Source organism: Nostoc sp. TCL26-01 (assembly GCF_013393945.1).
Lineage (GTDB): Bacteria > Cyanobacteriota > Cyanobacteriia > Cyanobacteriales > Nostocaceae > Trichormus.
Window position 1 is genome coordinate 456,408 of record NZ_CP040297.1, and the last position, 18,310, is coordinate 474,717.

Below are 18,310 nucleotides of genomic sequence, written 5' to 3' on the forward strand. Positions count from 1 at the left end.
ATCCTATGACATTTACACCCTACCTAGTTTCCGACATCAACCAAACATCTTTTGGTTCTAATCCTCGTAGTTTTATTACTGCTGGCAACTTTCTCTATTTCATCGCCGATAATGATATCAATGGCACGGAATTATGGCAAGTTAACCAAACCACTGGTGTCGTTAGTGTTGTTGAGATTAATTCTGGTAGTGGTAGTTCAAATCCCAATTATTTAACCAATGTCAATGGTACACTCTACTTCACAGCTTATGACCCAACAAATGGTTATGAATTGTGGAAAATTGGCGCGAATGGAATAGCAACATTAGTTAATCTTGGTAATGGTGGTTCTTCGCCAAATTACTTAACCAATGTCAATGGTACGCTCTACTTTCAAGCATATACTCCCAATGGTTATGAATTATGGAAGATTGACCCCACTACAGGAACTCCCAGTGTTATCGATATCATTTCTAGTAGTGGTAGTTCTTATCCCAGCAATCTCACTAATGTTAATGGCGTTCTGTATTTCCTAGCAGAAAGCTATAACGGTATAAACTATCTTGGACGAGAATTATGGAAACTAGATCCGACTACAGGTAGTCCAGTTTTTCTCAAAGACATTCAAGTTGGTAGTGGGAGTTCTAACCCAGGAAACCTGACTTACAGTAATGGCAAAATCTATTTTACTGCTGATGATTTTACTAATGAGGTAGAGCTTTGGCAAACAGATGGGACTGCGGCTGGGACACGTCTTACCCAAGATATTAATCAAACCACTTATAGTTCCAATCCGCGTAATTTTATTAACGTTGGGGGCATTCTTTACTTCATTGCCGATAATGATGTTAATGGTACTGAATTATGGAAATCTAACCCTACAACGGGTGTTGTTAGTATTGTTGAAATCAATGTAGGTAGCGGTGGTTCTAATCCCAATTATTTAACCAATGTCAATGGCACACTCTACTTCACAGCTTATGACCCGACTAATGGTACTGAACTGTGGAGAATTGGCACAAATGGAACACCCACATTAGTTAATCTTGGTAATGGTGGTTCAAATCCAACGAATTTAACTAATGTTAATGGTAGGCTCTATTTTCAAGCATATAATCCCACCAATAGCTATGAATTGTGGAAGATTGATCCCACTACCGGAACTCCCAGTGTTATTGATATCGTTTCTGGTAATGGTAGTTCCAGTCCATATAACTTAACTAATATTAATGGTATTCTTTACTTCGTTGCCTATACAGCAACTACAGGTTATGAACTATGGAAGTTAAATCCTGCTGATGATTTACCTGTTTTAGTCAGCGATATTTACTCAGGTGTAAATAGTTCCAATCCTAGCAACTTTATTAATTCTGGTGGAACAGTTTACTTCATTGCTAATAACGGAACTAGTGGAACTGAACTATTTCGGATTAATCCCACTACCGGTAATCCAGTTTTATTAGATATTTATGCTGGTGCAAATGGTTCTAATCCCAATAATTTAATAGATGTCAACGGCACATTGTATTTTAAAGCCAATGATGGAGTTAATGGCAGTCAATTATGGAAGATAGACCCGACTACAGGAAATCCTGTGCGGTTAGTAGTGCCGAACCTATATGCTAACAACGCTGATTACCTCGATAGCTTCACCAATGTCGGCGGTAAACTCTATTTCCGCAACTCTTACTATAATAATGAATTCACAATTTATCGACCGTTGTACACTATCGACTCCTCAACAGGTAATCCTGTGATTGTCGCTGGAGTATCTTCTGTAGATTATATTACTAACATTAATGGAGTCCTCTATTTCAGTGGCAGTAGTAGTGCGGCTGGTCAAGAATTGTGGAAACTTGACCCGACAACGGGAAATCCTGTTGTTGTAGATATTGTCACTGGTAGTGGTAGTTCTTCTCCTCAATCTTTCACAAATGTTAATGGCACTCTTTTCTTTACGGCTGCTAACTCTGCTAATGGTCAAGAGTTATGGAAGTTAGATAATAGTGGTAATCCCGTTTTAGTTAAAGATATTCGCACGGGAACAAGTAGTTCATCACCGAGTAACCTTTTTAATGTTAATGGAACTCTATACTTCACTGCTGATAATGGGATTAATGGGGTAGAACTGTGGAAAAGTGATGGTACTCCTGCGGGTACAGTTTTAGCGAAAGATATTAATGAAAGAACTTTCAGTTCTAATCCCAATAAACTAATTGATGTCAATAACACACTCTATTTTATTGCTAACGATGGCGTAAATGGTTCTCAATTCTGGAAGATAGATCCAACTACGGGGAATCCTGTGCGGTTGGTGGTTCCAAATTTGTACACTAACAATGCTGATTATCTTGATAGCTTCACAATTGTTGGCAGTAAACTATATTTCCGCAATTCTTATTACAACAATGATTTCACAATTTATCGCCCACTGTATACCATCGACGCAACTACGGGAAATCCGGTGACAGTTGCAGGGGTATCATATGTAGATAATCTGACGAATATTAATGGTATTCTCTATTTCAGTGCTTATGATAATACTTCTGGCACTGAATTGTGGAAACTAGACCCCAGCACAGGTACTCCATCTGTCATTGATATTAATTCGGGTGCGGGTTCTTCTTCTCCTGACAATTTCACCAGTGTTAATGGGACGATTTTCTTTACTGCTAATAATGCCACTAGTGGGACTGAACTGTGGAAATTAGACGCTAGAGGAAATGCTGTCTTAGTTAAAGATATTCGCACCGGAAGTAATAGTTCATCACCAAGTAATCTGTTTAATGTCAACGGGACTCTTTACTTCACTGCTGATAATGGGATTAATGGGATAGAACTGTGGAAGAGTGATGGTACTGATGCGGGGACGGTTTTAGCTAAAGATGTCAATGGCCGAACTTTCAGTTCTAATCCCAATAAACTAATCGATTTCAATAACACACTCTATTTTATTGCTAACGATGGCGTAAATGGTTCTCAATTCTGGAAGATAGACCCGACTACGGGAAATCCAGTGCGGTTGGTGGTTCCAAATTTGTACACTAACAACGCTGATTATCTTGATAGCTTCACAATTGTTGGCGGTAAACTATATTTCCGCAATTCTTATTACAACAACGATTTCACGATTTATCGCCCACTGTATACCATCGACGCAACTACGGGAAATCCGGTGACAGTTGCAGGGGTATCATATGTAGATAATCTGACGAATATTAATGGTATTCTCTATTTCAGTGCTTATGATAATACTTCTGGCACTGAATTGTGGAAACTAGACCCCAGCACAGGTACTCCATCTGTCATTGATATTAATTCGGGTGCGGGTTCTTCTTCTCCTGACAATTTCACCAGTGTTAATGGGACGATTTTCTTTACTGCTAATAATGCCACTAGTGGGACTGAACTGTGGAAATTAGACGCTACAGGAAATGCTGTTTTAGTTAAGGATATTTATTCTGGTGGTAATAGTTCATCACCGAGTAATCTGTTCAATGTCAATGGCACTCTTTACTTCACAGCCAATGATGGAACTAACGGTATAGAACTGTGGAAAAGTAATGGTACTACGGCTGGGACAGTACAGTTAGAAATTTATTCTGGTGCTAATAGTTCTAATATTAGTAACTTGATAAATGTTGCTGGAGTTCTCTACTTTACAGCGATTAATGCTAGCAATGGTCAAGAACTCTGGCGGATTAATTCTACTACAGGTAATGCTGAAGTTGTTGATATTAATACTGGTAGTGGTAGTTCAAATCCCAATTATTTAACCAATGTCAATGGTACTCTCTACTTCCAAGCTTATGACCCTACTAATGGTTATGAATTGTGGAAAATTGGCGCGAATGGAACGGCGACATTAGTAAATCTGGGTAATGGTGGTTCTAATCCCAATTATTTAACTAACGTTAATGGTACTCTTTACTTCCAAGCATATACTCAAACTAATGGCTATGAATTGTGGAAGATTGACCCCACTACAGGAACTCCCAGTGTCATTGATATTATTTCTGGTAGCGGTAGTTCTTCTCCCAGCAATTTAACTAATGTCAATGGCATTCTCTATTTCTTAGCAGAAAGCTATAATGGCGTAAATTATCTTGGTCGAGAGTTATGGAGACTAGACCCGACTACAGGTAGTCCAGTTTTTGTTGGAGATATTCAAGTAGGTAGCGGTAGTTCTAACCCAGGAAATCTGACCTATAGCAATGGCAAACTCTATTTTACTGCTGATAACTTAACGCAAGGAGTAGAACTTTGGGCTGTTGATGTTAATAGTGTCAACACTGTTGGTAGTGTAGCTAAAACAGGGAACGAAGACCAAGTTATTACTTTTCTAGCTACTGATTTTTCCAGTGTTTTTAGCAGTAGCGGTGGTACATCGCTAGCGAAGATTCAAGTCGTCCAGTTACCGAGTAATGGTGTCCTGAAACTGGGAACGAATAACGTTACAGTCAATCAAGAAATTGCTGTAGCAAATTTGGGGAATTTAACCTTTGTCCCCAATGCAAATTTTAACGGAACTGCTGGGTTTACTTGGAATGGTTCTGATGGTACTGCTTATGCAGCTAATCCATCAAATGTCATCTTCACTATCAATGCGGTGAATGATGTCCCGGAAGTTATCAATCCAATTCCCAATGTTAATTTCTATAGCAATAGTCCCTCAAATTTCACTTTTTCTGAGACTGCTTTCCGTGATGTGGATTTGGGAGACTCTCTGACTTACTCTGCAACTTTAGCTGATGGAAGTCCTTTACCGAGTTGGTTAACTTTCAATGGCAGAAATTTTAGTGGTAATGCTCCAATTTCTAGTGCTGGACAGTTAGAAATTAAGGTAACAGCTAGAGATACAAATAACGCTTCAGCTACAGATAACTTTATTCTCAATATTATCAACAGCGCACCCACTTTTATCTCCCTGAGCAATAACTCCATTCCCGAAAATAGTGCTGACAATAGTGTAATTGGAACTCTCAGTTCCAGCGATGCGAATACTAACGATACTCACACCTATACTCTAGTTAATAATGCGGGAGGAAGATTTGCACTCAATGGTAATCAACTAATTGTAGCGAATGGTGGATTGCTAGACTATGAAACAGCCACTCAGCATACCATTCGCGTAAAAACTACCGATAGCAGTGGTTTATCTTATGAAAGAGATATTGCGATCGCCATCTCCAATGTCAATGATGCCTTTGCTGGGACTTTATCTTTCACCTCAGCAACTTACAGTGTCAACGAAGATGGTACACCTGTTGCTGTAGTTACTGTGCAACGCACCGGCGGTAGCGAAGGATTTGTCCGTGCTAATGTGAGTCTCAGCAATGGCACAGCAACCTATCCAGCCGATTATAATACCACATCTGTGGCTGTGAATTTCGCCAATGGGGAAACTAGTCAGACAGTTACCATCCCCATTGTGAATGATGCGATCGCCGAAACCAATGAAACCATCAACCTCACCCTCACCAACCCCCAAGGCGGTGCAACTCTGGGGACACAAACGACGGCGGTATTGACAATTATTGACAACGACCAACCAAAACCTGGAACTTTAGCTTTTAGTCAGTCCAGCTTTGCAGTTAATGAAGATGGGACAGCAGTTACCGCCGTTACTTTAACTCGCACTGGGGGAAGTGATGGTGCAGTTAGCGTCACAGTTAACTTGAGTAATGGCACAGCAACAGCGCCTAATGACTATACTAATACTCCCATTACTGTGAATTTCGCGGCGGGAGAAACTAGTCAAACCTTTACTATCCCCATCGCTAACGATACTTTAGTTGAGGGTAACGAGACAATTAACCTCTCTTTGGCTAATCCTACCGGTGGTGCAATTCTGGGTAGTCAAAAGAATGCAACTTTGGTAATTATCGATAACGATGTGCAGTTAGCCTTTGCTAATAGCACTTTCAGCGTTAATGAGGATGGTACTCCCATTAACCAAGTTACAGTAGTCCGCAGTGGTTTAACTAGTACCGCCGTCTCTGCAACCATCCAACTGAGTAATGGTACAGCAACAGCACCTGCTGATTATACTAATACCCCCATTACTGTTAACTTCGCGGCGGGAGAAACTAGTAGAACTGTTCCAATTCCCATCATTAATGACTCGGTATTAGAGGCGACAGAAACCGTCAATTTAACTTTAACTAATCCTATTGCTGGTGCAACATTAGGAACTCAAAAAACAGCCATCCTGAATATTGTTGATAATGATGCTGTACCTGGAGTTGTTCAATTTAGTAACACTAGCTATTCTATTAATGAAAATGGTACGCCTGTAACTGCGGTAACTTTAACTCGCACAGGCGGAAGTGATGGCGCAGTTAGCGTTACAGTGAACTTGAGTAACGGCACAGCCACAGCAGGCAACGACTATTATAATAGTCCAATTACAGTTAACTTTGTCGATGGCGAAACCAGCAGAACTGTCACCATCCCCATCATTGATGACAGTAATTTAGAAAGCAGCGAAACTATCAATTTAAGTCTTACTAATCCCACCAATGGTGCAACAGTTGGTTCACAAAATAGCGCAGTTGTCAATATTATCGACAATGATTTTAAACCGACATTAACCGTTAATATTGTTGGCGAACAAGTTACCGAAGGCAATACGATTCAGGGAACAGTCACCCGCAACACCGACACCACAACGCCTCTGACTGTCACCTTAGTTAATAGCGACAATACTCAAATTACTGTACCGACAACAGTCACTATTCCGGTAGGGGCAAATTCTGTTAACTTTAGTATTACGGCTGTCGATGATAATTTAATTGAACTGCCGAAAAATTACAGTATTATCGCCTCAGCACCGGGATTTATCAGTGGTTCAGATAGCGTTGGTGTCATTGATAATGATGCAGTAACTCTCAGCTTAACGATTGATACCACTAATATAAATGAGAATGGCGGGAAGGCGATCGCCACCCTCACCCGCAACATCATCACAGATATCCCCTTAGTAGTTCAACTGTCTAGTAGTGATACCACAGAAGCTACTGTCCCTGCTACTGTCACCATTGCAGCTAATCAAGCATCAGCTACCTTTGAAATTCAAGGCATTGATGACACCATTGTTGATGGTACACAAGCTGTAAGTATTACGGCGAAACCTACCTATACAAACACAGATGTAGCTGTACAAACAGGAAATGCCACTGCTAATTTAAATATCATTGATAATGAAAGTCCCAGTTTAAAATTAACCATTGATCGGGACTTTATTTCAGAAACAGGAACAGCCACAGCAACTATTACTCGGAATACAAATACAACTAGTGAGTTAGTTGTCACCCTCAATTCTAGCGATACAACAGAAGCCACAGTCCCCAACACAGTGACAATTGCGGCTGGACAAACTTCCGCAACATTTACAATTACTGGAGTTAGTGATGGGATTAATGATGGTAGTCAGACAGTCAATATTACTGCTTCAGCTAACGGGTTAAATAGTGGTACAGATAGCTTAGAAGTTACTGATATCAATGTCCCAGATTTAACTGTCACTAATTTACAAGGAATTCAACCAACCTATACAAGTAGACAATCTCAATTTACCTACACTGTTACTAATAATGGCACTATCAATGCGTCAGGAAGTTGGAAAGATAAAGTTTATTTATCTACAGATAACAAACTCGATGCTAACGATACATTATTAGGTGAATTTGGTTTAGGCAGTGCAGAAAATCCGGCTAACTTTGCACCCCAGACATCTTATCAACGTACTGTTAGTTATTTTGCCCCTCGTACTCCTGGACAGTATTATTTAATTGCCAGCACCGACACAGGTAATACAGTCAATGAAGGTGTAGGAATTGGTGAGAATAATAATACAACCATTACACCATTTACAGTCACACCATCCTATCGAGCAATAGTTTACACTGATACAGAGACGGGTTTAGCCGGAAATTCTGTCATCTTGCGTGGACAAGCTATTAGTAACATCGATAATTCTCCCGTTACTTATGAATTTGTCAAAGTCAGGGTAGAAAATAACGGAAATATCCGAGAATTTGATTCATTTACGGATGGTAACGGTAACTTTGTCAGACAGTTTAATCCCCTCCCAGGTGAAGCAGGAACTTACAACATTAACGCTTATTTTCCTGGTTTTGCTAATGAAGATAGCACCGCAGAAGACCAATTTACTCTATTAGGAATGCGGTTTGAGCAGAATGACCAATTTTTGCAACAGGTAGCACAAAAAATAGTTGAAGGGACAACCTTTAACGGACAAGTCAAACTGCAAAACCTGAGTAATGTTAGCTTGTCAGGATTAACTGCAAATATTATCGATGCACCGAGTAATTGGACTGTAGAAGTTACACCACAAAAAACCAGCCTCGCCGGGAATGAAGAAATTACAGTCAACTACAACATCACCGTTCCTGATGACAGTTTACTCTACGACCAATTACAAATTCGTCTCAATACAACTGAAGGAGTCACTGCCACTTTACCTGTAACAGTGAATGTCGAGCAAATTTTACCGCGCTTAGTAGCTGATACCAGCAGCTTACAAGCTAGTATGCTGCGGGGAGGACAAACTTTAGTTGAATTTACCGTTACTAACCAAGGGGGAATTGCTTCTGGGGAGTTAGATGTATTGCTTCCCGAAGCACCTTGGTTAAAGTTAGCTTCTCCTGTAGAAATACCTTCGCTAAATCCAGGGGAGTCTGCTAAGGTTTCCGTGTTATTACAACCATCTGCAACTCAAGAATTAACAGTTTATAACGGCGATTTAGTAATTGCAGGTGCGGAGACATCGTTAAGATTACCTTTCAATTTTCGTGCGGTTTCAGAGGCGAAAGGCAACCTAAGTATTAATGTAGTAGATGAATTATTCTTCTTTACTGAAGGTTCACCAAGGTTAGCAAATGCCACAATTTCGCTGATCGATCCGTTTAGTGGTAGGGTGATATTTTCTGAACAAGATGCTGATGGATTTTTATCGAAAACGGATTTAGCTGAGGGATATTATAAACTTCGCATTAGTGCCGATAGTCATGATTCCTATGAGCAAAATATCTATATTGGTGCAGGTGAAACAGAAGATGTCCAAGCATTCTTGTCAAGACAAACAGTTAAATACACATGGACGGTAACACCGACAGAAATTGAAGACAGATATACAATTAGTATCGAAAGTGTCTTTGAAACCAACGTACCCATTCCTACCGTTGTAATTGAACCTACATTTATTGACTTAGACAATTTGCAAGTCATTGGTCAAGTCATGCAAATTGACATCACAGCCACTAATTATGGATTAATTGCAGCTAAAGATGTAAACCTCTTTTTTGGAGAACATCCTTTTTATAAAATCGAACCGCTAATTGATAACATTGATTCACTAGCTGCGAAGAGTTCGATTACAGTTCCGGTGCGTATCACTCGCATTGCTGACTTTGACACCCTGAGTAGTTCTGGTAATGAACTGTCTATCCAATCGAGTCCCTCCGTACCTTGTAGTATTTCTGGTGGTCTTGATTACTACTATGAATGTGCTGGCGAACAAATTAAAAGAGCAATTCCTCTCCCATTCTTAAATGTTGAAGGTAATTGTTTCACATCCGGCGGCTTCGGTGGTGGTTATGGTGGCGGTGGTTTTGGTGGTGGTGGCTATAGTGGCTATGGTGGTGGTGGCTATGTTACACCCATCACAGTCAATATTCAGCCTTCTAATTGCGATCCTTGCGTAGAAAAGACAAAGCAAGCAATTCTGAAGTGTGCCATTAGTCTTGTTCCATTAGTTGGTGGTTGGGAGCAATGTCCTACTGGCATCTACGGTTGTATAACTGGAACTATTACTAAAGGGCCTAGTTTACTGGGAGGATTAGCTTGCCTTAAAGCTGCCTATGACTGCACTAAAGAAGCTGCCAAGCAAAGTCCTTTTGGCAAGGTTTTGAAAATATTAACGTGTACTTATGATATTGCTACTGCTTGTGGGTCGCCTTTTGGTGGCGGTTCAGGCAATGGTAATGGCGGTTCAGGCAATGGTAATGGTGGTTCAGGTAACGGCAGTGGTGGAGGTTTTTCATCTGGTGGTGGTGGCAACTTTGGGGGTGGCGGTGCTTCTGGAACTTTTAGTGCAGAATCATTAGCGTCTAGTTCAGTTCCTAAATCTGCTTTAGATTTAATTGGGAAGTATCAAAGTCGCTTGCAAACAGCCATTGATGCTCAAGCATTTCTTTTTGGTGATGCAATTTGGCTTCAAGGTGAGGATGAAAATTTATTGAGTGATTGGCTAGGTAATTTTTTAAGCAGAATTAACGATGAGACAATAAATGGAGCAAAAGTTTCTGAGACAGAGAGAAACGAGTTACTAAACTTTCCACTTCCTGAAGGGGTAACAAGTACTAATGTTAATCAGTTTATTGATCGCTGGAATCGTACCGTCGATTACTGGAGTGCAGGAATTTATAATTCTAATGATGTTCCGCTAGGACAAAATTCTGACTTCCTAGCGTTTGACATTTTAAACAATAAATATTCTGCAGCTAATCAGGCAATTGAGCTAACTAAGGTTGAAGGCTTTAACGATATTACTGAAGCTTTGAAATCATCAGTGGATGAGTTAAAACAAGCTTTAGATGGTAGCGGTGGAGTTTGCGCCACCGTCAGAATCAAAATCGATCAAGAAGCAGTTATGACTCGTGCTGCTTTCTTGGGTAGTCTAGAAATCGAAAACGGTAACGCTACCAACTTAGAAAATATTTCAGTTACCCTGTTAATAACTGATTCTCAAGGAAACATTGTTAACGACTTATTTGGCATTACTTCACCTATCCTCAGCAATATCACTGCTGTTGATGGCACAGGAATATTAACCGGAGATAACCCCAATACTTCCCAAGATGAAGGCATCGGTAGTGCTAAATGGACATTCATTCCTACTAATTTAGCTGCACCAGAAATTGCAACTCAATACAGCATTGGCGGTACTCTTTCTTACAAAGAAAACGGTAGCCAAGTAACAGTTTCTCTCCTCTCTGCTCCCATCACCGTCTATCCCCAAGCGGAACTGTATCTCGACTACTTCCATCAACGGGATGTCTTCGCTGATGACCCCTTCACCAATGATGTTATCGAAACCTCCGTTCCTTACTCCCTAGCTGTATTAGTCAGAAACCAAGGTAAAGGTGACGCGAAGAACTTAAAAATTACCTCCGGTCAACCGAAGATTATTGATAATGAAAAAGGTCTGCTGGTAGACTTTCAAATTATCGGTTCGGAAGTGAATGGTACTGGTGTCAGTCCTTCTTTAACTGTCGATTTTGGTAATATTGCTGCCGGACAAACCGCCGTTGCTGACTGGTTACTAAAATCTTCCCTACAAGGTAAATTCATTGAGTACAAAGCTACCTTTGAACATATCAATAATCTCGGTAAAGCCGAACTTTCCTTAATTAAAGATGTCAAAATTCACGAATTAATTCACAAAGTCCAAATTAACCAACCAACTGATGATGGACTTCCCGATTTCTTAGTTAACGATATCTTTGACGCGAAATTCACTCCTGATACTCTCTACTTCAGTCAGGGAGGAACAGCACCCGTCAATGCTGCAATTAATATCACCGCCGATGCACCCGCAACTCTGAGTGACCTCAGCGTACAGGTTTCCACTACTGTTAACGCTGGCTGGAATTATTGCCGCCTCGCTGACCCCAGCAACGCCCAATTTGATATCCAAAAGGTACTGCGTGCAGACGGTACAGAAGTTAAACTAGATAATGTTTGGACAACAGACCGAACTTTCCCTGGTACAGGTCGTCCCGTCTACGAAAATATTCTGCATTTCCTCGACTACAACACCACCGCCGGAAATAGCACCTACACCGTCATCTACACTCCAGGCGGCCCCAGCATCACCGATATTATAGATGTCACCCCAGACCCCCGTTCCACTGCTGTAAATGCCATTACCGTTGACTTCTCAGAAGCAGTTAAAGCTGACACATTCGATAGCAGCGATATTACTTTAACTGTTAACGGTGGGGCAAATCTGATTACTAGTGCTGTCACCATTGTTGCTCAGTCGCCTACCCGTTTCCAAATTACCGGACTGAGTAACTTAACTAATGTAGATGGCACGTATCAACTCACAGTCAATGCAGCCGGAATTGCAGACATTGGCGGTAAATTCGGTACAGGCGCAGTTAGCGAAACCTGGATTAAAACAGCTACAGGTAACGCTGATACCACTGCACCGATAGTTACCGACATTGTAGATTTGTTGGCTGACCCCCGCAATCAACCTGTCTCTTCTCTCAACGTCATCTTCTCAGAAAAAATCGACCTTAGCACCTTCACTTGGCAAGATATCACCCTGACTCGCAACAGTGGCACGAATTTAATTACTAACGCTGTCACCGTCACCGCCGTTAACGATACCACCTACCGCATCAATGGACTAAGTGGGTTAACTACAACAGATGGAAATTACATCCTCACCGTCAACGGTAGCGGTATTCAAGATTTATCTGGTAACGCGGGTACAGGTACACAGTCCGAAACTTGGGTGATGGATACTGTTGCACCGACTGTTCCTACTAATGTTGCTGTCACAGCTACCCCATCCCCAAATAGCTTGCAGACAGCCTCGGCTAGTTTGGGAGTCCTCAACCAATTCGGGCAAATTCGGGTTAATAGTACTTCGGTGACTGTCACTGGTGATTTGGGTGAAGCGGGTTTACGTGTCTCCCTGATTGATAAAACCACCGCCCAAATTTTAGGACAAGCAACTGTCACCGGCACTAGCTTTAGCGGTGACATTCAACTCCCCTCTCCCGGTAGCAGAGATGTGGATGTGCGAGTGCAAGATGTTGCTGGAAATATCACGACAACTACTTTAAGTCTGTTTGCTGATGTCACTCAACCAACAATTACTGAATTCCTCAACGTTCCGCAAAACTCTGTTATTACCCCTGTTGACTTTATTGATGTTCGCTTCTCAGAACAAATCAACCTAAATACCTTCGATAAAAACGACATCACCCTCTCACGCAACGGGGAAAATCTCACCCTCCCTGACACTGTAACCGTTACATATCTCTCCGGTACAACCTACCGCATCAATGGGTTAAGCAACTTCAACACCCCTGGAATTTATGAGTTACAGGTTGATGCAACCACAGTTCAAGATAACGCTGGTAATCTTGGAGATGCAGCAAAAACTACCAATTTCACCATTGCTGCACCTCCTACTCCTGGCATTACTGTAACTCAAAGTGCTGGTAGCACAGTCGTCACTGAAGGTGGTAACACTGATAGTTACACTCTCGTCTTGAGAACTCAACCTACAGCAGATGTCACTATCACCTTAAATCCTGGTAGTCAAATTACCACCGATAAAACTACTCTCACCTTCACCTCTGCTAACTGGAATATTCCCCAAACAGTTACCGTCACAGCAGTTAACGACACTATTCCTGAAGGTAATCACACTAGCAGCATCAGTCACAGTGTCAGCAGTATAGATGCCAATTACAGTAATGTCACCTTACCTGATATCGCCGTCAACATCACCGATAACGATGCCGAAATTCGGGGGATGAAGTGGAATGACATCGATGGCGACGGTGTGAAAGATACAGGTGAACCAGGATTACAAGGTTGGACAATTTATCTTGACAGCAACAGCAACGGACAATTAGATAACGGCGAAATCTCAACCACCACCGACGCTAACGGTAATTATCAATTTACCAATCTGCGTCCAGGAATTTACACTGTTGCGGAAGTACAGCAACCAGGATGGAAGCAAACTTTCCCCGGTACTAGCATTACTACTACTAACGCTGACATTCCCCTGGCTATTCCCAGTTTAGATATTATTTCCCCTGGCGATCGCACTCAGATACAACTCAACTTTAGTGCAGCTAATTACATAGTCAAGGAAGACGGCACAGCTATCACAGAAGTTTGGGTAACTCGCACAGGTAACAGCAGTAGTGCAGTTAGTGCCACACTGAGCTTTACTGATGGTACGGCTGCTGGTTGTAGTTGTGCAGCTAGTTCCGTCAATAATGATTTCAATAATGTGCCGTTTACAATTACATTCGCAGAAAATGAAACCAGCAAACTCATTTCTGTGCAAAATGCCCTGTTAGGTAATTCTCAAGCTATCAAGATTCGTAATGATAGCAAAGTCGAAGGCAATGAATATTTCACCATTAAGCTGACTAACCCCACAGGTGGCGCGGTTCTTGGAAATCAAAGTATTGCTACTGTCACAATTATTGATGATGAAGCACCGTCAAATGTTACCGTTACGCCTCCCCTCGAAACTCCTAGTACCACGATTACTAGTGCAGGCGACTCTCAAGCAATTTCCTTGATTAACCTGAATAACTTCTGGGCAGATAGTCGCTTTGCTAACATCAAAGGTAATGGTTTCACAAGCGTCATTATTGACACTGGGATTGACTTAAATCATCCCTTCTTTGGGGCTGATGCTGATAATAACGGCATTGCTGATAAAATCGTCTATCAATACGACTTTGCTGACAACGACGCAGACGCAAGCGATCAAAATAATCACGGTTCTCACATTGCCAGCATCTTTAGTAGTGTTGCCCCTAATTCTAATATCATCGCCTTAAAAGTCTTTAAAGATAACGGTGCTGGTAGTTTTGCCGACTTGGAAAAGGCTTTGCAATGGGTAGCAACTAATAGCAATACATATAATATTGCATCTGTCAACCTTTCTATCGGAGATAGTCAAAACTGGACTACAGCTACCTCTCGTTATGGTATTGGGGATGAATTAGCAGCGATCGCCTCCCAAAATATCATCATCAACGCCGCCGCCGGTAACAGTTTCTACCAATACAGCAGCAATTCCGGACTAGCTTACCCAGCCATCGATCCCAATGTGATCGCCGTCGGTGCAGTGTGGGCGGGTAACTTTGGCGGGCCGAAAAACTTTGTCGGTGGGGCAATAGATTATACAACTACGGCTGATCAAATCGCTAGTTTCTCCCAACGCGATCCTAATCTTTTAGATATCTTTGCTCCCGGTATCTTAATTACAGGTGCAAACGCCAACGGTGGGACAACTACCTTGGGTGGAACTAGCCAAGCCACCGCTTACATTACAGGTGTGGCAACCCTAGCACAACAGATAGCCCAAGAAAAACTCGGTCGTAAATTGACCGTCTCAGAGTTCCGTAATCTCCTGGATACCAACAGTGTCATTATCAACGATGGTGATAACGAAAATGATAACGTTACCAACACAGGAGAAAATTACCCCCGCGTAGATTTGTTGAAACTGGCGGCAGGTATTCTCAGCCTCAGTGGTACAAGTCCTAATCCTGATCCCGTTAACCCAGGTAACAACAATAACAATAACGGCACGACCACATCGGATAATACCATCAATCAAGTCCACACTATCAACCTAACAGCAGGTGAAGTACGCACAGGTATTGATTTCGGCAACCAACAAATCACAGGTAATCAAGCACCCACGGTTGCTAACCCCATCGCCGATCAAAGTGTTAATGAAGATACAAACTTTACCTTTGTCATCCCAGCAAACACTTTTGTTGATGCCGATGCTGGTAATGTTTTGACTTACACTACAACTTTACCAAGTTGGCTAACCTTTGCTGCCGCAACTCGGACTATTAGCGGTACACCTACTAACAGTGATGTGGGTACTATTAATATTAAAGTCACCGCTACTGATAATGCAGGGGCAAGCATTGATGATACCTTCACCCTGACAGTGACTAATACTAATGATGCACCAACTTTGGGGAGTGCGATCGCCAATCAAACCACGACAGAAGATACCCCCTTCACCTTGCAAATTCCTGCCAACACCTTTAGCGACATCGATGCAGGCGACACACTCACCTACTCGGCAACTACACCCAGTTGGCTAACTTTCAATACCACAACTCGCACATTTAGCGGTACACCTGGAAATAGTAATGTCGGTACTTTTAACATCACAGTCACCGCCACTGATAGCGCAGGGGCAAGTGTTGATGATATCTTCACCGTGACAGTGGCTAATACTAATGATGCCCCAACTTTGGAGAGTGCGATCGCCAATCAAACCGCCACCGAAAACACTCCCTTCACTTTCCAAATTCCCACTAACACCTTCAGCGACATCGATGCAGGCGATACACTCACCTACTCGGCAAAATTAGAAAACGGTGCTGATTTACCCAGTTGGTTATCCTTCAATCCCACAACTCGCACATTTAGCGGCACTCCAGGAAATGCCGATGCTAGTACACTCAATATTAAAGTTACAGCTACCGACACCAGCAATGCTAGCGTCAGTGATATATTCGTACTGAATATTACTAAACTCATCAATAATATTGTCGGCACATCTGGCAATAACACCCTCACTGGCACACCCAATAATGACAACATTCAAGGCTTAGGCGGTAATGACACCCTATTTGGTTTAGCCGGAAACGATACCCTAAACGGTGGTACTGGCATCGATACCATGAATGGCGGATTAGGCAATGATCTCTATATTGTTGATCACAGTGGCGATAAAGTCCTAGAAAATCCAGATGAGGGAACTGATACCGTTCGCGCATCAATTAGCTATACTTTGAGCGAAAATGTTGAAAATCTAATTTTAACTGGTACAGGCAACATCTCAGGTGCAGGTAACGCACTCAATAACGTAATTACTGGTAATAGTGGTAGTAACACCCTCAATGGCAAAGCTGGTGATGATACCCTCAACGGTGAGGCTGGTAACGATACTCTCCGAGGAGAAGACGGAAACGATATTCTCAATGGTGGTGCTGGCAATGATATCTTAGACGGTGGACTGGGTGACGACGTAATGAATGGCGGTACAGGGGATGATACATACTATGTTGATAGCAGCAACGACCAAATTACAGAACTAGTCAATGAAGGAACTGATACCGTCAATGCCAGTGTGAGTTGGACATTGGGGAATAATTTTAACAATCTGGTTTTGATTGGTACTAACGCCATTGATGGTACTGGTAACAGCATCAAAAATATCATCACAGGCAACATTGCTGATAACAACCTGTTCGGTGGTGATAATGATGATACCCTCAAAGGCAATGCTGGCAACGACACTCTGGATGGTGGTGCTGGCAATGATACCTTAGATGGCGGGATTGGTGAAGATGTGATGATTGGTGGTGCTGGCAATGATACTTATTATGTTGATAGCAGCAACGACCAAATTACAGAACTAGTCAATGAAGGAACTGATACTGTTAATGCTAGTGTGAGTTGGACACTCAGCAATAATGTAGAAAACCTGATTCTCACAGGTAGCAATGCAATTAACGGTAGTGGGAATGGGTTAAAAAATACAATCACCGGTAACAGTGCTGATAACAGCCTGTCTGGTGGTGATAACGATGATACCCTCAAAGGCAATGCCGGCAACGACACTCTGGATGGTGGTGCTGGAAACGACAACCTAGCTGGTGGAATTGGTGACGATGTGATGATTGGTGGTGTTGGCAATGATACTTACTACGTCAATAGCAGCAATGATCAAATTACAGAACTAGCTAATCAGGGAACTGATACAGTCCATGCCAGCATCACCTGGACACTAGGTAACAACTTAGAAAATCTCATCTTGAGTGGTAGTAGTGAGATTAACGGTACTGGTAATGCCTTCAGAAATAACATTACTGGTAATGCTAAAAATAATAGCTTATTCGGTGGTGACGAAAATGACACTCTTAGCGGTGGTGATGGAGATGATAGCCTTGATGGCGGTAATGGCAATGATACGCTGCTCGGTGGTAATGGTAACGATATACTTGTAGGTGGAACTGGAAGCGATCGCTTAACTGGTGGTACTGGAAAAGATATTTTTAGCTTCTCTTCACCTATTAGTGATGGCATTGACACCATTACAGACTTTAATTTTACTGATGATCAAATTCGGGTTGATGCTGCTGGTTTTGGTGGTGGACTTGTGAGTGGTACTCTGCTTGCGACTCAGTTCGTTTTAGGAACAGTAGCCAAAGATGAGAGCGATCGCTTGATTTATAATCAATCTACTGGCGCACTGTTCTTTGATGTTGACGGCACAGGTTCTAACTCTCAGGTACAAATCGCTATTCTATCCACTAAACCTGTGATTGATTCTACGAATATTTTGGTCATCTAACTAAGAGGTGATTTATAAAGTAAACTACCCGCATTTCTCATAAGCAGTAGGGGCGGGTTAAGTGAGATATTGGTGAATAATGTCAGCATATCTGTTAACCCGCCCCTACTTCATCGGCATGAAAATCGCTATAAATTAACATCAGT

Annotated in this window: 1 protein-coding gene; it reads left to right on the forward strand. The window is 41.9% G+C overall.

Features of this window, described 5'->3' with window-relative positions:
- The first annotated feature begins 5 nt into the window (after positions 1-5).
- Entirely contained in the window at positions 6-18,164 is an 18,159-nt protein-coding gene (locus FD725_RS32080) for an ELWxxDGT repeat protein (protein WP_218653149.1), read from the forward strand.
- The last annotated feature ends 146 nt before the right edge of the window (positions 18,165-18,310 follow it).